The following is a 19362-nucleotide window of genomic DNA, read 5'->3' as shown; positions in this document are numbered from 1 at the left end:
TGCTATTTTACTAATTGTACGACGCGATCCATTGCCTTTTTAACATCAACTGGCAGGTTAAACTCAGATTTCCTAAGATCAGTTTGCCCATGAACCCTTTATTTCTTTGCCATTTTACAACGTTACTTTGTGAAAGGGCAGGCTAGAACTATAAAGTAGATTCACTTCTTTTGGCAGAAATTATCCAGATGGAACAGGGTGTAGTATTGCTACCAATATCAGTTTGTAGAAAATACAATTTAAATTATGTGAAAATAGCTAATATGCCTCCTACCTATACAGTGGGATTGTCATGGATAAAAGATTTTATGTCATCAGCCACCATTAGACAATTAAAGGATTTTATTATTTCCTACTTTAATGATAACAATGAAGATTACAAAAGTTGAAATATCAAATTATTTTCTCGAAAAAACATTAAATTTGCCTAAAACCCTATTGGAAAATATTTTAACTTGTTCAGCGCCTCAACTTATCGTAGTATTATAACGAATCAAAACTAAGTAAGTTAGTAAGATTCACTTTCACAATAAAATCAGGTGCTCCCGACAAGAGAGCACCTGGTTTTTTGTTTTATAAATTACTATAGATGCGTTTTTTTTATAAAATTGAATTTATAGCAATGTATAGACAACTACTTTAACCTCCCAGAAATCGTACTGTAATAGTATCATTTGTCTCAGATGCTGGTAGCCATACTTCTACATAGCTGTTTTAATGATTGAAAAGGACAGGGCTATTCTTCAATGGTTTCTTCATAGGTTTTGCGACCAGGGTTTATTTTTGTTACTTGGATCGTTATTTCCCCGATGGAATCCTTTGTTAAAGGGATTTTTCCTTCTTTCTCTAGCTTTTTCCATGCCTTGACGTTTGAGCGATAAAGATATTCTGAAAAACGATAGATATCAACGTCTAATTTTAAGCCTTCTTCATAGGTTTCCATTATTTCTTTTTTTACTTGTTTGATGATGTTGCCTCGAATTTCATCGGCATTTATTTTTCCTTTAAATCCATTCAGCGTAGCCTGTAAATGAATAGAAATATCAAATGTCACATGATTCTTATTTTTAACGACGGGTTTCACTTCGACATTTAATTTATCTAAATCCACGGTTAGATAATCTCTTTCGCGACCTTCTAATTTAAAGGTGATTTCGCCACGATTGGTATTGTTATGCATCCATTGATTGCCTCTAGCAGCTGCGTTTTTTATAAAGCCTTTAAAGCCATCCTTTGTCAAAATTCCAACACCTGCAAAAGTCGTTTCTTCAACTTGTTCCTCTGCTGTTTCCCAATCTTTCATAATGGTCACGTAGGGAATACTTACCTCATGGCTTGGCTCATTTAAGCCTATAATTAAATTTCTTAGGCTTTGAGGCTCTATGAAGGATTCTTGCTTAGTTGTATTGATGGGATTACTTAATTTTGAAGAGGTCAATGAATTCTTTAAGATCGGTGTGACAAGTAGAACATCTTTAATCGGGTCCTTTGTACTATAGACCCAAATATGATAGCGAGTCTCTCGAAAACGAATAAACGTATCAATAACAGGGATGCTTCGTTCATTTTCCATGGCTCGTTCTGAGAAAAGCAAATACCTCATATGCCCCCAAAAAATTTCCTGGTCTGAGGAACGATACAGTTTATAAATGGCTTCTTCAACAGTTTTTCCTTCAGCATAACCCACCTCTGCGGGTGCAACATCTCCACTAGGCTGTTCTGATTTCGCTACATCGGCAAAATTAATAATTTGGAGATAGACTTTATATTGATTATCCTCAAAATCCACCCCAACAGCATTGACATAATACATTCTTTGGGGTTCCGTCACATCCCAACAACCTGACGTAAACAATACAGTCGTTAAAATGAATACGAGAAATACATTATTTTTTCTAGTCATCGTGTCCCTACTTTTATATTTGGTTACCTTTAAAATAGTTTGGACAAAAAAATGCGGACTTATAAGTAAGGGTGTTGAATGAATCGTACTAAGTGGCGAGATGTGAAATGCTCGCGATGAGAAGTCAAATATCAATAGCTTTGTGTTGCTTAATTATTTACTAAAGTATGTATTGGGCATCCATAACTATTTATATGGATGAAAAGAGGAGAGTGATGTAGATAGAGGATGTTTTTGCCCCGTTGCGTGTTTTTATTTTGCTAATATTTATTGAATGAGTATAAGCACCTAAAAGAAAAATAATAAAGAAGTTATGTGTTAATGCTAGTCGCATTAACACACATCGATTATTTCTTCTCTGCTGAAATGATTAAAAACATAGGTCTTCGCAGTTCATCCCGCATTTCGGGAATATTTTTTAGCATTTCCTCTGATGGCATGGGCTCCTTCACAGCACTTACCCTAAAACCAGCTTGAATTAAGACATTGATATAAGTGGAGAGTGTACGATGGTATTTGATGACATTCTGGGTAAGGAAGTTCGTTTCGCGAATGCCTTCTGTTTGATAATGATCGACTGCCCAATGCAAGCGATTGCCGTCCTTATCGTAGTACCAATCTTGTTCATGGCGTGATGTGAATAGAGGATGCTCTACTGAGAAAATAAACGATCCATTGGGTGTTAGATAAGCATAAAGCTTTTTACACAATGTTTCAAAGGGTTGTACATAATGAATAGCTAATGAACTAATTATGACATCAAATTGAGAAGCAGAAAAATGGATATCTTCAATCGGCATCTTTAAATAGGTAATAAATGGATCATTCGTTTTTTCCTGCGCTTTTTGAAGCATTTTTTCCGATAGATCCACACCGATTACTGTTTTTGCCTGTTGCACGCGGGCATAGCGGCAATGCCAACCGAAGCCGCAGCCTAGATCGAGTACAGTCTTCTCTCGTAAATCTGGAAGAAGTGCTTTTAACACGTGCCATTCACCTGCTGCGTTTAGTCCTTGAACGGAACGTGGCATTTTTTCATATTCGGAAAAGAAATTGATTTCATCATATTTATTTTGTTTCATATATTGAACACTCCTATTAATTAAGTTCGCCTCCTAAATCTACTGATAACCTAGGAGGCTAGCTATCTTCTTCTAACCATTGCTGTCACCTCTTGTAACTTTTTTAAACGATAACACATTTAATTACTACAAGAACTTCTCAGAATTAATCACAACACTGACATCATCCAAAAAAGCTCACATCTCTAAAATTTAACGATGTGAGCTGCTATTACCTTATATACCCTTTAAGTTATCTGTTAATCTAACCACTCAATTGCACAACTGTTAAGGAGCGGTTTAAGTAACTAGCTATTAAGGAATCCGATGCTGCACTTGCACCAACCAAGTCTCCTGCTGCTAATGTAGCTTGAACAACATAAGACGAACTACTTCTATTGACAACATTAAAGACTGCGATGCCGTCTAGAAAAATAGGTTGCCCATTGACGGTAATGCTAACTGTGAAAAATGGTTGATCAGGATCAGCATCTGTTGTTGCTTGCGCATTTATCGAAATGGTAATTTGATAGACACCATTATTTTGAACGACTAACTCGTTTCCAGTAGGGCTAACTGTAACATTTGATAGCGGGCCAACTACATGGAAAGTAACGGGTGTCTGTTCAGACGTTAAAAAGCCTAAAGTATCTCCTCTCAGGGACCCATATCCTAAAACACCACGGTCAGGCGAGGGAATAGGTATAATAGGACCAGGAAGAGCAACAATTTTTGGGAAGTAATTCGTTTCATTTTGACAACAGTCATTACATGTATGTTTATTGAACATTCTCTAACCCTCCTATATGCTCTCAATATAGGTATTATATTCAACTCTCTTATCACCATTTGAACGAACACCTAGGCTACAGATTAGATAAAGTCTAAAAACGCTAGCATTTTCTGCTAAAATGCTATTTGTTGAGGGTGTTAAGCATCTACTACAGCCTTTTATCTTAAATGGAAAAGAATGAATGCTTCAATTAGACTTTATTACTGAACGATTATTTTGATGGGGGAGGTATATAACCTGGTAAGGAATTTAGAGGAACAGGGAAATAAGGAAAACCCAGTACCCAGTCAGGGCTTTCCTTATTTAACAATATCGAAAAAAAGGCTATTTTTTTGCCTGAATCAAGGTGAACCAGCTTTTTTTATTGAATGTACCAGAAACTCTGTATATGGGTTGATAGAATCCTTTCGTATCATACATATACGAAAGCTCTATTAAATCGATAGTCAGCTGATCGCCTGTTTTTATCAAAAGTTCTTCATCTGTTACGAGTGCATTGAATTTTATTTGCGGAAAATCGCCATTCTTAATTCGCTCATACACCTCTGCAGGTGACAAAATATTTACTTCCCGTATCAATTGATGCTGATGAAGACTATAGGATAATGCGTACACACTTCCATCTGGTTTTAGACCGAGGTCTACGTCACCAAGCCAATAATCTTGGTTAGATTCGGCGCGGTCAGGAAGCGTCCATTGAAATACGCCATTATCCAAAGCTGTAAATGCTACATCTTGAGGCAGGAGAGAAAGCTCGTCCATCACGCTCTTTGCCTTGTTCACCAGTGTCTCTTGCACAGCTGAAGAGGGTTGCACTGGCGTATAAAGATTGTCTGTTAGCGACCAATTGCCCTCTGCGCTAATGAATAACGTATACGAGTTTTCTGCTTTGTCTTTCAATAAAAGCTCACGATCACCCCTAATATCCTGTCTACTGAACTCTGATAAATCGAATTTCTTTTGCAACAGAGTCTTCACTTCATCATTTTGAATTATTTTTTTATATATTGGGGCAACGGTAGATGTTGCATGTAAATCTAATGAAGTGGTTACATCAACGCCCGACATATTCGATTTTGTGTAGGCGTTTATGGTTAAATGGCCAAATTCCTGTTGCGCATAGACAATCATCATGCCAACAAAAATCAAACCCATCATGATAGGAATGGCTAGATTTCCGACCAAACTTTTCATTTTTACTTTTTTGTGCTGAACAATAGAAGTCCCAAGTCTGTATAACTGGTATCCAATAATCCCGCCAAGCGAGTTGTTGATTAAGTCATCAAGCTCAAAAATCCCCGCTCCTGTGAGTGTTTGATACGTTTCAATGGATAAAGTTGCAATCACTACTACAGGAAGAAGCCACTTAAACAATTTAAATTTAGAGAAAAGTAAAGGTAAGAAAACGCCTAATGGCACAAACATGAAAATATTAAAAATACAATTTTGAAGATCTCGTAACGAGTATTTCTTCCATGCATCTATATAACCACTGAATGGTTGAAGATTCATTTGCATGAAATGGGAAGAACCGCGACCAATAATCGTTAGCTCACACACAAATACAATATAGCCGATAAAGAGTGCTCCAAGCATCAGTTGCTTTATGTTTATTTTTTTTCGATCGGACTGGTGTTTTTTATAATAAAGGAAATAATAAAGTGCAATGAGTAAGAACTCAGCGCCAATAATAAGGATGACTGGCAACATTAAAATCCGAATGTTATTCATAATATCTGTAACGCCCAAGACAAGATGCTCCTAACTATGTTAATCTGATAAATTGATTTTCTGTTGATGTAATATTGTCGACTTTTCTTATTGTAAATGGTAATTATTAATAATTATTGAGAATAATTATGAAGATTTCTTAAGATTTTGCATCATATCTACTAGTGGAGGAAGTGCTTGGAAGAGTAAGGGGAAATAGATAAAACTTTAATAGCTGGAAACGTCTAACGTGAAAAGGAGTGGATGAAATGTTAGTAGATGTTTTTTATTATATAAAATTATCAATGGGTATTTTTCTACTTAGTTTGTTCGTTACATTATTTTTAATTTTATTAAAAAAGCCTATTGTCAATGGATATACAATAGGTGTATTAGCAATAATTTCCTGTATCGTATCAGGGGCACTGATGATTATTTCTGGATACATAGCGGATGAAGTGCCCTCAGGCGGAGACCCAACTACCTTTTATATGTTTCTAGCTATTCTCTTTTTAAATATAGTAAATTTGATTTTATTTTCCGTAAAAAAAGTGAGGGGAGATTAGGGGATCATCAACAAAATTTATGGAAATTGTACTTTCAGAAGTGTTGACAAAATAAATGACATCGCTTGTTCTCTAGAATTAAGGGCATCATTTTATGGGCAATTAAGTATAGGTAGGTGTTTTTTATGAGTCTTCCGTTGTGTTGGCTTGTCGGTCCTTGTAATCAAAAATGATATAAACAATTGTCAGAAAATATCAATATACCCTATAATAAATAAAAAAGCTGAGAATAAGAGGTGAACTTATGGGGAAACCAGTAGATTACAATCTATTTCCGGGTTATCAAAACACACTTGACTCCAGACTTGATGAGCGTAAGGAAGAATTTATTGAGGAACTAGAAAGAGCAAAAGTTGATGGACATATACTTGAATTTGAAAAATCACTAGAAGAATTGCCCCAATAGTAAAGTGAAAGCATCTTGACGAGAGATGCTTTTTTCTTTTGCTTAGAGCTTGTTTATATGTATAAATTGGGCTATTCACTTCAAGGAATTCTTCCTTTTTAAGCGATAATAATTAATAGAAATGTCAATAATCAATAGGATGTATAGTACACTAAATACATTTAAAGTTAATGAAGGCAGAGGGAAAATGACTTCTCTAATCAATATTAACCATATAGTAGTTGATACTAAAACAACAGCATCCAATAAAATAGCCATCGTATGTTTGTGTTCTTTGAAAATAAAATTAAATACAATTAACCTTATTAAAATGGGTGTCGTGAAGAAGTAAAATGAATAAATTTGTGTAATTTCTTCTAGGCTCACATTGCATCTTCCTTTGGTGTTATTTGAGTTAAATAAGCGGCAGCAAACAAAAATAGGACTATTACTATTAGCCCTACTCTGAGATTATAACATATAAATGTCTATTTTTCCATTTTACGTAAATAAGCAAGCTGTCCAATATGATAGGCATTGTGAGTCGCGGCATTCGATAGGATGGCCCACCATTCCGCTTTTACGGGGTATCCATTTACGATAGATAAAAGTTGCTCTTCCTCAATTAATTCTTGCCATTGCAGCAGGATATGGAATAACTTTTCTTTCAATTCATAGAAAGTTACTTCATCTTTAACAAGAAACGTATTTGCATTATTCGTTTGGGATGGGGCCTTCACTTGATTCTCCCTATACCGTATTTGCCAAATTTCATTCCAATAGATTAAATGCTGGACAATTTCAGCCATACTATGGCTAGAAGGATCGGGTTTCCAAAAGGCTTCTGCTTCAGATAGCCCTTCAACGACTTCATAAAATGAGATATACCAACTACGGTCATTCGCATTAGCTAAAAATTGATCTAACAAGATGGTCTTAGCCTCCATCACTCACGTTCCCTTCTTCAAAGTATTTTTTGAATAGTATATCATTTTGAGGTTTGAATGTACGGATAAAATACTAGTGCTGACAAGCTTTGTATGAATTTGGTGCAACAATAAAAAAGCTGCAGCTTGTAGATGCCACAGCAATTGAATAAATTGTAGGAAATAATTAAACAATAGAAAATATCATTAAATAGGTATATCAACTTCTATTATCAGCTTTTTCCGATTCAACTTTTTTACTTCTAAGCAGCAAGGCCATAAATAAGAAACTGGCTACCCAAAAGGCAAAGAATAAATTCTCAAGCAAGGCCCAATGACCACTATTAAAATAGTTCCAAATTGTTGTGAATAAAAAGACGATGATAAAGAATGCGATATATAAACATTTTCCGAATATAGTCACTTCAAGCACCTCTATTATTATATAAAATGGTGTAATCATCACACATAAGAGATGAAGACGTTCAACAAATACTACTTTCTTCACTTACTGCGTGCGAGACACTCAAAATTAGTGTGTGTTAATTATGGTTAGTTATACATTCATTGAAAAGTCGAGGAATCTGGCAGCGTTTCCTGTTTTAAAAATATACGATTTTCAAAGGATATATGGAATGAGATCATTACGTAGACAAATACATTTTTCAATCTCCAATTCCAATAGAGCAAAAACCCCACCAAATCAATACTTTTACGCTATAATGTAGGACGAGGTGAAGAAAATGTTTGTAAGTGAGAAACAGATTGAAATACGGTATGCAGAGACCGACCAAATGGGCGTAGTGTACCATGCGAACTACATCATTTGGATGGAAATTGGTCGTACGCAGCTTGTAAGTGATGCGGGCTTTGAGTATGCTGCATTAGAAAAAGATGGCTATGTATCGCCAGTAATGGATTTATCGATTTCGTATAAAGCAGCCATGCATTATGGACAGGTAGCAACGGTGCGCACTTGGGTAGCAAAGCATGATCGTTTACGAACTACGTATGGCTATGAAATTTTACATGAGGATGGCACGGTAGCAGCCACAGCTCAATCCGTACATATTCTTGCGCATAAGGATACATTGCGACCAGTATCTTTAAGTAAGATTGACCCAGCTTGGGACGCCAAATATAAAGAAATTGCCGTTGAGGCAAAATAGGAGAACAATAGATGGAAATGTTTTTAGCTTTAGGCGCGATTTTGGCAGGTCTTGGTGTTATTTTAGGAGCTTTTGGCGCACATGCGCTAAAGGATAAGTTTGCCTCGCCACATTATGCAGCCATTTGGGAAACGGCTGTGCAATATCAAATGTATCATGCTATAGGAATTCTTGCACTTGGTATTCTATCCAATGAGGCACTTTTAGGAAGCTCTAGTCTGCTTTCGTGGGCAGGATATCTGATGTTTACAGGGATTGTCTTCTTCTCTGGTAGCTTATATGTGCTTGCCGTGACAGGTGTGAAAAAGCTAGGGGCGATTACCCCAATCGGTGGAATGTTATTTATTGTTGCATGGGTGCTTGTTATAATAGCCGCCTTATCATAAGAAAGAGACTGTAACGAGAAAGTTCTGATGATTCACATCATAGGAACTTCTCGTTTTTTAGTTTAGTATGAAGAAAATGAAACAATTTGTCTGATTTTGCGTATTACATAGTGTTGATAGATGATAAAATAAGCTAAACATCAATGTAAAGGTGGGAATATTTATGGGTTTATTAAAAGCAGGCGTTGGGGCATTAACAGGCGTTTTAGAGGATCAATGGCGTGAGTATTTTTATTGTGAGGCATTATCCGCCGATGTTCTGGTGACTAAGGGCATTAAACGTACTTCTAAACGAGGTTCAAATAAAGGCAATGACAATATTATTAGCAATGGCTCGATAATTGCCATCAATGAAGGGCAATGTGTGATGATTGTAGAGCAGGGGAAAGTCGTAGAGTTTTCTTCAGAAGCTGGCGAATATGTCTATGATACATCAACAGAGCCTTCGATTATGTATGGCTCAGATTTGTCTCATGGCATTATGGAAACATTTAAACAGATAGGCAAACGTTTCACATTTGGTGGAGAACCTGCTAAAGATCAGCGAGTTTATTATTTTAATAAAAAGGAGATTGTTGGGAATAAATATGGCACTCCTGCACCAATTCCATTCCGTGTCATTGATCGTAATATTGGCTTAGATATCGACATTGCCATTCGTTGCCATGGCGAATATTCTTATAAAATCATTGATCCATTATTATTCTATACAAATGTGTGTGGAAATGTGGAGCGTGAATTTACACGAGAGACCATTGATAGCCAGTTAAAATCAGAATTAATGACAGCGTTACAGCCAGCCTTTGCACAAATTTCAGCTAGTGGCGTTCGTTATAGTGAAATACCCGCTCATACAGTTGCATTAGCAGACGCACTCAATAAGGTATTATCTGAAAAATGGCTTGCTACACGTGGTTTAGCTGTTGTGTCATTTGGCATCAGTACACTGAAAGCTTCTGAAGAAGACGAAGCGATGATCAAACAACTACAACGCAATGCGGTCATGCGTGATCCAGGTATGGCTGCTGCCCATTTAACTGGCGCTCAGGCAGAAGCGATGATTGCGGCTGCCAACAATGATGGTGGGGCTATGGCAGGATTCATGGGGATGAATATGGCTGCACAAGCTGGTGGAGTCAATGCTAGTCAGCTTTATCAAATGAATGAGCAAAATAAGCAAGCGCAAATGGCTCAGGCTGCGATGCAAAATCAAACAGCTAAAGCCCCTGATACTTGGACATGTGCATGTGGTCATGACAACACGGGGAAATTCTGTTCAAATTGTGGTGCGGCAAAACCAGCGGAAGAGGGCTGGACATGTACGTGTGGAGCGGTGAATAAAGGGAAGTTTTGCAGTGAGTGTGGCTCTAAAAAACCAGCTGGTGCTTTACTCTATGCATGTGATAAATGTGGATGGACACCAGAGGACCCTGCAAATCCGCCTAAATTCTGTCCAGAATGCGGCGATGTTTTTGATGAAAAGGATGTCAAGTAAGGAGATGATGGCCTATGTCAACGCAAGAAGTTGAAAATGTCAAACAAGTAAAGCTTGACTTTGATGCTGAATGTCCTTCCTGTGGTGCATCGATTGAGTTTAATCCGGCCACAGGTAAGCTGACTTGTCCGTATTGTGGATTTGAGTCTGAAATTGCAACACCTGAGCAAGAAGAGGAAAAAGTTGCCCAGGAAATGGACTTCTTAAAAGTAGAAGAACGTGGGAATTTCAATTGGGGCGTAGAGAAAAAGACGGTCATTTGTAAAGCTTGTGCAGCCGAGACGATTTATGATGCCCTGCAGGTTGCTGACAGTTGTCCTTACTGCGGTTCGAATCAGGTCATGGAGGCTAGTGCTGAGAATACGCTAGCACCCAATGGCGTATGTGCTTTTGAAGTAACGGATAAGCAGGCAGGGGAACATTTTCAGAAATGGATTAAAGGCAGATGGTTTACACCAAAGGCTGCCAAAATAAGTGCAAAGCCTGATGCCTTTAAAGGGGTATATCTCCCGTATTGGACGTTTGACTCAAAAACAAGCTCCAGATACTCCGCAAGATATGGACGTCATCGAACAGTTACGGATAAAGACGGTAAAACGCATACAGAAACAGATTGGTATTCAACAAGTGGTTTTTATCAGGAATTTATTGACGATCATTTAGTAAGTGCCACGACACGCTATGATCGGGACATGATGCGAAAAATCGAACCATTTAATCTCCTTAATAATAAGGCCTATAAACCACAATATGTAGCTGGATTTTTATCAGAGCGTTACAGTGTTGGCTTGCAGGATGGCTGGAGCCAAGCAAAAAGTGAAATCCATGATCACCTCCATGCACAGATCACGTCCAAAATTCGTTGGGAAAATAGTGCCGATGTAGTATCCAATCTGCGTTTTTCCACAAACCATGATGATATTACATACAAATATTTAATGTTACCGATTTGGTTATCTTCTTTCCGCTATAAGGAGAAGATTTACCGCTTTATGGTGAATGGACAAACGGGTCGAGTTGGCGGAAATGCTCCTATTTCGCCGCTTCGCGTAACGATAGCTATTATTTTATCAGTAGCAGTAATCGCACTGATTTGGTATTTCTTTATGTCTGAATAATAATAAACAGTATGCCAGTAGGAGCCTCGTGTTGTCCTATTGGGATACTGTTTTTTCATAAAATTGTCCTTAAATACTGGGCAAATGACTGAATTATTTGGCTTGGATAGGATAATGATCATCTATTATCACGGCTGTCTTTGTGCCATGTTGCATAAATTAAAGTGAGAAACAAAATAAGAGAACAGCCTTGACAGACATGAAAATTAAGTAAAGTAACAAGATGGCGTAAGAAGCAACCTACTATGCAGGAAAGTCGTTAGCATTGATAAAAATCAAATAGTTGAACGTTAAAATTTAGGACAGATTTGCCATAAATTATGAGAAGTGAAGTTGCGATTTTACTTTAAACAACTTATTATACAGTCAGAGAGCATTTTTTTAGTTAATCATGATGAATGTAATGTTATTTTTGAATAACAATGAAAATGTTATTCATATTGGAGGTTTCGATGATGGACGCAATTGAAGTGTTAACGAATTTAGATCAAATACATGGGTATTATCAACCGATATTTAGTGCAGATGCGCATACGGTGATTGCCTACGAAATTTCCGGATATCTACAAATTCAAGGTCAGCAAATTAATTTAAAGGATTTTGTCAACAATGAAGATATTCCAGAAGAATATCGAATTGATATGGAACATAAAATTTTACATGCGGCATTAGCTAAAATTGATGAAATTGCACCAGAAATTGATATTTATATTCCAAGCAATCCAAATTTATTGATGCAAGATTTTGGTGAAAGTCATTTTAATATTATTCAACAATATATAGATGAAAAAGATTTACAGCGCATCGTACTTGTCGTATCAGAGCATCGTTTTATCGGGGATATTAACAAACTACATCACGCCCTCCGCTATTTTACGACGTTTGGAGTGAAAATTGCCGTTCAAGAAGTAGGAGCCGAAAGTCATTTAGAGCATATTGCGTTATTGGCACCCCATATCTTAAAGGTCAATACACGTGATTTAAATTATGATTCTTGGTCTGCTCAATCGGACATGATTTCCGCCATTGGTAGCCTAGCTTATAAAATTGGAGCGAATCTTTTATTTGAAGATATCGAAACGGTTTATCAGCTACAATTTGCTTGGAAAAATGGGGGGAGATTTTATCAAGGACCATACCTAGCAAATCCAGCAATGACCTTTGTTGATAAGGATATATTAAAGGAACGTTTTAAAAAAGAATGCCAGCAATTTATTACTTCCGAAAAGAAAATGCTGGAGGCACAATATTTGCAGTTGAAAAAATTAAGAGAGGAATTAGAGGCGATTGTTCATCGTGTGAAACCAACGAGCGACAATGTCTCCCATTTAGAGTATCTAGCTGAACTATTAGATAACTACTCCTTCCGACTCTATATTTGTAATGAGGATGGGTTCCAGTTAACACCAAACGTTATGCGAATTGACGGTAATTGGGAGCTACAGCCACGTGCCATCAATAAAAATTGGAGCTGGCGTCCTTATTTCCTCCAAACGATTATCAAAATGCGCAACGATCAAAGTGGGGAAATCTCTGAATTGTATCGGGATATTGAGACAGGAGAAATTACAAGAACATTCTCCATCGCCATCAACGAGCATGAATATTTGTTTGTTGACCTTTCCTATGACTATCTTTATGAGCATAAAATCTTTAGGTAAGTTTATATATCAAGGATTGTGGGGTACATTCAATGAGTGTACCCCACTTTTTAAATTCAGTGATAACGATGTCGGACAGGTAGATGTAAAGAATAAAGGAGGGCTCTTTGTAATGAAGACGGCTATTATATCAGACATTCATGGAAATATAGATGCGTTACAAGCAGTACTACTTGATATTAAAAATCGTGGTATTAAGGATATATATAATCTAGGTGATAGCTTATATGGACCTTTATTTCCTATCGAAACTTATGAATTATTAGTAAAAGAGGACATTCGAAATATTAGGGGGAATTGCGATCGAATCTTATTAGATAACAAGACAGATAATCCAACGGTACAATATGTTCAAGATCTATTGGAAGAGGAACAGAAGGAATGGATAGCTGATTTGCCATTCTCTTTACAAACGGAAGATTTTTATTTTTGTCATGGTACGCCCACTAGTGATGAAAGTTATTTGTTAGAGGAAATCAGTCCAAATGGTTGTACACTTAAGAAAACAGAAGATATTTTGAAGTTGGTTAATGGAATTTCGCAGAACAATATTTTTTGTGCCCATACTCACATACCCAGAGTTGTCTATTTACCTAATGATAAAATCGTTATAAATCCGGGTAGCGTTGGATTGCCAGCATATGAAGACGAATTACCAACCTATCATAAAATGGAGTCTGGCTCTCCCTATGCGAATTATACAATTGTAACTAAAAAAGAAGACGATTGGATGATAGAACAAATCCTTATTCCATACAATCGAGATGCAGCTATCTTACAAAGTGAAAAAAATGGAAGGAGAGATTGGGGAAAAGCTTTGCAAACAGGTAGAATGTAAAATTGTTTGGTAGCCATCGTTCTAACAAGGTCTTCTTCAACTAACAATCGAACTGCTACCTTATGATTTTGAGCACACAGACATTTAAATTGCATAATCAGTTAAAAGAGAGAGCAATTTAATAAGATCACATGCCTTCTGCAAACGTAGAGGACTTTTATTATGCTCTATGTAAGAAATCGAGCTTGGTGATGGTGAGAAAGGACATTAATTTAATTCAAGCTAATATTCATCACCTACCATATTGTTCAGAAACTGTTCATATTACCCTGATATACTATCAATGAACACGCATACTAACCAAAAAAACTAGGTACTCCAAAGTGGGGTACCTAGTTTTATGCAAAGGGACACTTGGGATGGAGTGACCCTAGTAACAATTTCGGAGGTGTAAGGCTAATTTAGCTTTACATTACTATATATATGTTGTGTTTGTTATGGTTGAATAGTTAATTGCCTGAGAAATAATTATTGAAACTCAAAAATAGTCTCTAGGTTCATTGATTGCCTAGGATAAAAATGGTAAAGTGTAAATAACTTTAGGTACAAGGAGGAGAATTCACATGAAAAAAAGATCTATTCGTTTTTTAAGCATGGGTATAGGGTTCTCCACAGCTGTTTTTTTCTAAAATCGATAAGTAAGGGATAAGTCTGCCCTTTTTTAGAAAAATACGACCTAAAGGAGAATCGAATATGAAATCAAAAGTCATACGTAAAAATCCAATGCAGGTACCTAGCCCTGTTGGAAAGTATAGCCATGTCACAATCATTCCGAAAGATGCTTCAATGTATGCATTTTCTGGACAAATAGGAATTGGTCAAGATGATCAATTGCCGGCAGGATTGATAGAGCAAATTACTAATACATTTAAAAATATTGAAATGATTTTAACAGCTGAGGAATTGGATGCTTCACATGTGGTAAAGGCTAACATTTGGGCCACAGAGGAGATTGATTGGCATCACTTCTATCAGCAATGGGTAGCCATGTTTGGTGATTCCTATCCTTCTATGACTATTGCTTATGTATCAGCATTAGGGCTACCAGATATAAAAATAGAGATGGATCTTTGGGCTGCTAAATAACCTAAAAAACGACAATATCCAAGTGGTATTGTCGTTTTTTGTATTAACGTAACATCCTTTTTAATTGCTTCATTTCATAATTCAATTCGTCAATTTGCTTTTGCAGTTTATTAATATCATTGCTATTGCTTTCATTTTCCTTTAACTCATCCTCTAAAGCAAGACCAGCCGCAATGGTCGCTAATGCGTCACCAAGTGTTGTAATGGCTCCTGCAATCACTGCGAGCTTAGCTGCTTGACTCACGGATTCCATTCCATCACTATTCCGATTGCCTTTATTATTCTTCATACAATCCTCCCTATAAAAAAGGGTATTATTTGCATTCTATGCTTAGGATAAGTAGCAGGTGAAGATTCTTTTTGGCATACCTCGTATAAAAAGGTCACTTATGTTTGCAACAACGGAAAGTTGGATTTTTTGAGGCGTTTTCCAGAAGTTGAAGGACTTTATTTTACAGCTATTTTTAGACCCAGTAGAGAATAAATATTTTATTTTAACTCATGGTAAAATGCGTTGTCAATAATAAATTTGTAATTTTATTAAAAAATGTTATAATAGTCTTACGATAATTTTTTATAAATGTATTTCGAATTCCGATGTCCTATTTTGCAGAAAGAATTTGGATACGTTTTTTTAATTTCCTTTGATAAGCTGAAAAAAATCAAAACCGTTATGTATGCTTTAAAGGAAGTTACTGAAAAAAATTTACTATCTAATAGTAACTTAGTTTTTATTCCATAAGGAGGACTAGATTAATGAATCTAATTAATAAGAAAGTTACACACAAGCGTTTTGGCATAGGTAGTATAGTTAATCAAAATGATTCGAGTATTGAAATCCATTTTGCAACGGAAAATAAAAGGTTTGTTTTCCCTGATGTATTTGGAAACCACCTAAAAATACATGATAAAAGTGATGCTAAGTTACTTGAGGAAATTATACAAAAAAAAGAAATTGAACGACAAGAAGAAGAATGGAAGAAGGAAGAGGAAAAAAAACTACAACGGAAAGAACTAGTACTTCGCTTGGAACACGAAAAACTTATGAATAACCATAAACTTCATCCCGCATCACAAATGGTTTTTTGGTGTGACACAGAAGAACAGAATAGTTCTTTTTCCGAGTGGAAAGTTTTTTCAGGCATATTAAAGAGTGGTAATAACAAAGGAAAGCCAAACAAGCCGAGCCGCCTGCACCAGAATAGCGCTGTTCTATTAACGGCAAGAGAATCCAGCAAGCCTGAAAAAGATAGACGTATCTTAGGTGTCTATATGGTGAATGAAAATTTTGTCGGTAAGCTGTGTGAAGATGGACATATTCCTGCTCATTCAAAATACAGAATTCAACTGACAGAACAGGAATCAGATCAGCTGCTGTTCTGGCAATACTATATAAATGAAAAATTCCCCGAAAAAATGACATGGAAGACAGGTAAATATCGTTACTTTGAAAATTTATGGATGGCTCAAATTTTACTTGATATCATTTCGTTGAAAAGTGACCCAAAAGAACGAGAGTTGGCGCAACAATTCTTTAAACACTTTTGTAAAATGAATCAGATAACAGTTCAAGAATTACCAAAGCCGAATGGCGCATTAACACGTATTTAGACGTTAGGGCTACGGATATAAGAATGACTAACACCCACTTATATAATGAACCAACTATCTAACGAAGAAGAGACATACTCGAGTGTAACGAAAGTGGCAATGAACAGCTATATAGAAAAATAACTGTAATGAAGACAAGTCACTGGATTTTAAAATCCAGTGACTTGTCTGTTTATCAAATGTTTTTTTATAGAAATAAAAGAAACAGCGTCAATATTGGATTAACGCTGTTTTTAAATTAGTCACTTCTGCATATTTCTGACCGTAATCTTCTGTATGCAAAAAGTGACCAAATTAAATGGGGATGTGTTTCTTGCTGAAGATATGAGCAAAGATGGAAAGCGAGTAGGGTACATTACCAATATATGACGTTTAACGCTATGCTGATAGGTATTTATCATTGACTATAAAGAATCTTTATTACTTTGTCTTAGGGGAGGAACTGTCCAATAGGTACCCATACGCCACAGCCATTCCTTTAGATGGATTTATTGCTAAGGAAAATGATGATTTGCAGTGGCTGGAAGAAACTGAGGGAGAAGGAGATAACGGCTACGCTGATATGTATCAAAGCATTGATACCGTCATTATGGGAAAACGAACTTATGATTATATTCTAGAGCACAGTGATACGTTCCCCTATCCTGATAAAAAATGCTATGTGTTCACAACAGCTCAAACTGGGGAAAATGAGCATGTGACATTTGTCCAAGAAGATGTGGTCACATTTACTAAACGATTAAAAGAGCAAAAAGGTGCAAAAATTTGGATGGTTGGAGGAGCAGTTATACTAGATGCCTTTTTACAGGAGCAACTAATTGATGAATGGATTATTACCATCACACCACATTTACTGGGCTCGGGAATACCTTTGTTTACATCTCCACGTCCGTTCGAAAATTTAAGGCTACTGGAGACAAAGCGATATGGTCAAATGGTACAGATGCATTATCAGGTGAGGAAAGAGGCTTAAATCGAGCCTCTTTTTTAGTTGACAAAGGAACGATAGATATCGCCTAAGAGACCTTGCATTTGATGGACGCCTGTATCGGTGTTAGACATGGCAACAAAGCCTTTTTCTAAATGAGGGTAGGCCACGAGCATACATTGGTAGCCAACACCCCAGCCAAGGGAGGATATTTCAAGCTGCTTGCCAGTACCATCAAGAAATACACCAAGGCCCATCCATTCCTTACAGCCCTGAGGACGAATTAGCTCATGGATTGAAGATAATCCAAGTGTACCTTTTCCTTTCAATGCCTGCATTACCTCTAGTAATAATTTGACTAAATCTGATGGTGTGGTCCATAATCCACAAGCTGCATCGTATGGGTAGATTGGGTGTCTTTGGGCTGTTAAGGTGCCATCTTTATGATGACCACTTGCTGTATTAGCAGTTGGAACTTCGGAAGAAAAAAAGCTGTTTGTCATGGCTAGTGGTCGAAAAATAAGGTCTTTCACGAGTTTAGGAAACATTGAGCCTGTGGTGTTCTCAATCAGTAATTGAACGATGCAAAAGCCTGCATCGGAGTAATGAAATTCATGCCCAGGTTCAATGGTACTTTCGATAGGCGTGGGACAATAAGGTGTTTTACCGTGTAATATATCGCCCATCGAAGGCATTTTCGTCAATGAAAGTAAGGGAGGAAAGCTGCCTTTAGGGTCTATAATACCTGCCTGATGACATAACAAATGTCGTAATGTTACTTTTTTTGCCCTAGTATAGTTATTATCTGGTATCTTCCAGGACGTAAGTTTTTGATTAATATCCTCATCTAAATCTACTAGTTCTTGTTTGACCAGCTTCAGCACTAAAATGCTTGTTAGTAGTTTACTGATTGAACAGGCATTGAAGATGGTTTCTGTATTGATGCTGGTAGTTTTTCCGACCTCTAACAGCCCAAAGCATTCTGTTTTCTGAAGCTCTCCATCCTCTATATAGGCAAGGCTGAGACCTGCTATTTGTTGTTGCAGCATTTGCTCGTGTATTGTCATAAATAAAGAGTCTCCTAGTTTTTCCTTCATCATACCATAAGTGGGAACTTATGTTCTTGAAATTTTTAAGCTGAAATTTATTGTATAATAAAGGAATTATTTCTACAAAGGTATATGTAATGGAGGGATTCGATGACAAAAGAGTTTCCACAAAGAATACATATCATTGGGTCTGTTGGTAGTGGGAAAACAACATTGGCGAGGGAATTATCTAAAACCTTTCAGATTCCTTATTATGAGCTTGATAATGTGGCATGGATTCGAAAGGAACCAGGAGATATTCTAAGAACAGATGAAGAAAAAAAGGAGCACTTACAAAGCATTCTCCAAACGAACAGTTGGATTATCGAAGGGATACATCAGGAGGAGTGGGTTGTTGATAGCTTCCAACAAGCTGATTGCATTCTCTTTCTCGATACGCCTTACAAAGTTCGGATCTTTCGTATTATAAAAAGATTTATGAAACAAAAAATGGGCATCGAAAAAGCTCATTATCAGCCAACTTTTTCAATCTTCTTTAAAATGTTTCGTTGGAATAAACGCTTTGAGCAGAAGGGGAAACCTAGATTTTTTAAACAACAAAGTGATCTGTTAAATAAAATTTTAGTGATTCAGCATAAAAAGGATTTGAATAACTTCCTTCAACAATTTTAAAGCGT

20 protein-coding genes are annotated in these 19362 nt (G+C 36.6%); 12 read left to right on the top strand and 8 right to left on the bottom strand.

Features of this window, described 5'->3' with window-relative positions; genetic code table 11:
* Positions 1-736: 736 nt before the first annotated feature.
* From MHB40_RS13565 to MHB40_RS13550, 4 genes are all read right to left on the bottom strand, one after another.
* The gene (locus MHB40_RS13565; RefSeq protein WP_342532519.1) at positions 737-1903 is read right to left on the bottom strand and encodes a Ger(x)C family spore germination protein; all 1167 of its coding nucleotides are present in this window, start codon (positions 1901-1903) and stop codon (positions 737-739) included.
* Positions 1904-2250: 347 nt separating this feature from the next.
* Positions 2251-2985 (bottom strand): class I SAM-dependent methyltransferase, encoded by a 735-nt coding sequence (locus tag MHB40_RS13560; RefSeq protein ID WP_342532518.1) that lies wholly within the window; start codon positions 2983-2985, stop codon positions 2251-2253.
* 244 nt (positions 2986-3229) lie between these two features.
* Positions 3230-3754 (bottom strand): hypothetical protein, encoded by a 525-nt coding sequence (locus tag MHB40_RS13555; RefSeq protein ID WP_342532516.1) that lies wholly within the window; start codon positions 3752-3754, stop codon positions 3230-3232.
* 327 nt (positions 3755-4081) lie between these two features.
* Positions 4082-5506, bottom strand: coding sequence for a VanZ family protein (locus MHB40_RS13550; protein ID WP_342532515.1), 1425 nt, complete (start codon positions 5504-5506; stop codon positions 4082-4084).
* Between the two features lie 230 nt (positions 5507-5736).
* Here MHB40_RS13550 and MHB40_RS13545 point away from each other — a divergent pair, with 230 nt between their 5' ends.
* Positions 5737-6033 carry a hypothetical protein gene (locus MHB40_RS13545; protein ID WP_342532514.1) on the top strand — a complete coding sequence of 99 codons (297 nt, stop codon included), beginning with the start codon at positions 5737-5739 and terminating at the stop codon, positions 6031-6033.
* 244 nt (positions 6034-6277) lie between these two features.
* Positions 6278-6439 (top strand): hypothetical protein, encoded by a 162-nt coding sequence (locus MHB40_RS13540; RefSeq protein ID WP_205443914.1) that lies wholly within the window; start codon positions 6278-6280, stop codon positions 6437-6439.
* 467 nt (positions 6440-6906) lie between these two features.
* On the opposite strand, the gene MHB40_RS13535 is transcribed toward MHB40_RS13540, so the two are convergent.
* Both MHB40_RS13535 and MHB40_RS13530 read right to left on the bottom strand, forming a co-directional pair.
* Entirely contained in the window at positions 6907-7368 is a 462-nt protein-coding gene (locus tag MHB40_RS13535) for a DinB family protein (protein WP_342532512.1), read from the bottom strand.
* Between the two features lie 196 nt (positions 7369-7564).
* The gene (locus MHB40_RS13530) at positions 7565-7852 is read right to left on the bottom strand and encodes an RNA polymerase subunit sigma (RefSeq protein WP_342532511.1); all 288 of its coding nucleotides are present in this window, start codon (positions 7850-7852) and stop codon (positions 7565-7567) included.
* 235 nt (positions 7853-8087) lie between these two features.
* On the opposite strand from MHB40_RS13530, the gene MHB40_RS13525 reads away from it, so the two are divergent.
* From MHB40_RS13525 to MHB40_RS13495, 7 genes are all read left to right on the top strand, one after another.
* Positions 8088-8513, top strand: a complete 426-nt coding sequence (locus MHB40_RS13525) for a thioesterase family protein (protein WP_342440695.1) — start codon at positions 8088-8090, stop codon at positions 8511-8513.
* Between the two features lie 11 nt (positions 8514-8524).
* The gene (locus MHB40_RS13520; protein ID WP_205443912.1) at positions 8525-8899 is read left to right on the top strand and encodes a DUF423 domain-containing protein; all 375 of its coding nucleotides are present in this window, start codon (positions 8525-8527) and stop codon (positions 8897-8899) included.
* Positions 8900-9062: 163 nt separating this feature from the next.
* Positions 9063-10394 carry an SPFH domain-containing protein gene (locus MHB40_RS13515; RefSeq protein WP_342440694.1) on the top strand — a complete coding sequence of 444 codons (1332 nt, stop codon included), beginning with the start codon at positions 9063-9065 and terminating at the stop codon, positions 10392-10394.
* Between the two features lie 14 nt (positions 10395-10408).
* Positions 10409-11512: a hypothetical protein gene (locus MHB40_RS13510; RefSeq protein WP_342532510.1), complete on the top strand. Its 1104-nt coding sequence runs from the start codon at positions 10409-10411 to the stop codon at positions 11510-11512.
* Between the two features lie 455 nt (positions 11513-11967).
* Positions 11968-13173, top strand: coding sequence for an EAL-associated domain-containing protein (locus tag MHB40_RS13505; protein WP_342534782.1), 1206 nt, complete (start codon positions 11968-11970; stop codon positions 13171-13173).
* A gap of 112 nt (positions 13174-13285) precedes the next feature.
* The gene (locus MHB40_RS13500; protein ID WP_342532509.1) at positions 13286-14011 is read left to right on the top strand and encodes a metallophosphoesterase family protein; all 726 of its coding nucleotides are present in this window, start codon (positions 13286-13288) and stop codon (positions 14009-14011) included.
* Positions 14012-14704: 693 nt separating this feature from the next.
* Positions 14705-15097 carry a RidA family protein gene (locus MHB40_RS13495; protein WP_342532508.1) on the top strand — a complete coding sequence of 131 codons (393 nt, stop codon included), beginning with the start codon at positions 14705-14707 and terminating at the stop codon, positions 15095-15097.
* Positions 15098-15140: 43 nt separating this feature from the next.
* Here the strand turns inward: MHB40_RS13495 and MHB40_RS13490 are convergent, their stop codons facing one another.
* Entirely contained in the window at positions 15141-15386 is a 246-nt protein-coding gene (locus MHB40_RS13490) for a hypothetical protein (protein ID WP_342440690.1), read from the bottom strand.
* A 467-nt stretch (positions 15387-15853) separates the two neighbouring features.
* Here MHB40_RS13490 and MHB40_RS13485 point away from each other — a divergent pair, with 467 nt between their 5' ends.
* Both MHB40_RS13485 and MHB40_RS13480 read left to right on the top strand, forming a co-directional pair.
* Positions 15854-16708 carry a malate synthase gene (locus tag MHB40_RS13485; protein ID WP_342532507.1) on the top strand — a complete coding sequence of 285 codons (855 nt, stop codon included), beginning with the start codon at positions 15854-15856 and terminating at the stop codon, positions 16706-16708.
* Positions 16709-17150: 442 nt separating this feature from the next.
* The gene (locus MHB40_RS13480) at positions 17151-17681 is read left to right on the top strand and encodes a dihydrofolate reductase family protein (RefSeq protein WP_342534781.1); all 531 of its coding nucleotides are present in this window, start codon (positions 17151-17153) and stop codon (positions 17679-17681) included.
* A 14-nt stretch (positions 17682-17695) separates the two neighbouring features.
* Here MHB40_RS13480 and MHB40_RS13475 read toward each other — a convergent pair whose 3' ends face one another.
* Positions 17696-18703, bottom strand: a complete 1008-nt coding sequence (locus MHB40_RS13475) for a serine hydrolase domain-containing protein (protein WP_342532506.1) — start codon at positions 18701-18703, stop codon at positions 17696-17698.
* 132 nt (positions 18704-18835) lie between these two features.
* Between MHB40_RS13475 and MHB40_RS13470 the strand changes: the two genes are divergently transcribed.
* Positions 18836-19357: an AAA family ATPase gene (locus tag MHB40_RS13470; protein WP_342532504.1), complete on the top strand. Its 522-nt coding sequence runs from the start codon at positions 18836-18838 to the stop codon at positions 19355-19357.
* Positions 19358-19362 lie beyond the last annotated feature (5 nt).

Origin of the sequence: Lysinibacillus sp. FSL K6-0057, assembly GCF_038630885.1 — a bacterium.
GTDB classification, from domain to species: domain Bacteria; phylum Bacillota; class Bacilli; order Bacillales_A; family Planococcaceae; genus Lysinibacillus; species Lysinibacillus fusiformis_F.
Note: the sequence above shows the minus strand (reverse complement) of the source record. Positions and strands in the feature narration are given on the sequence as shown.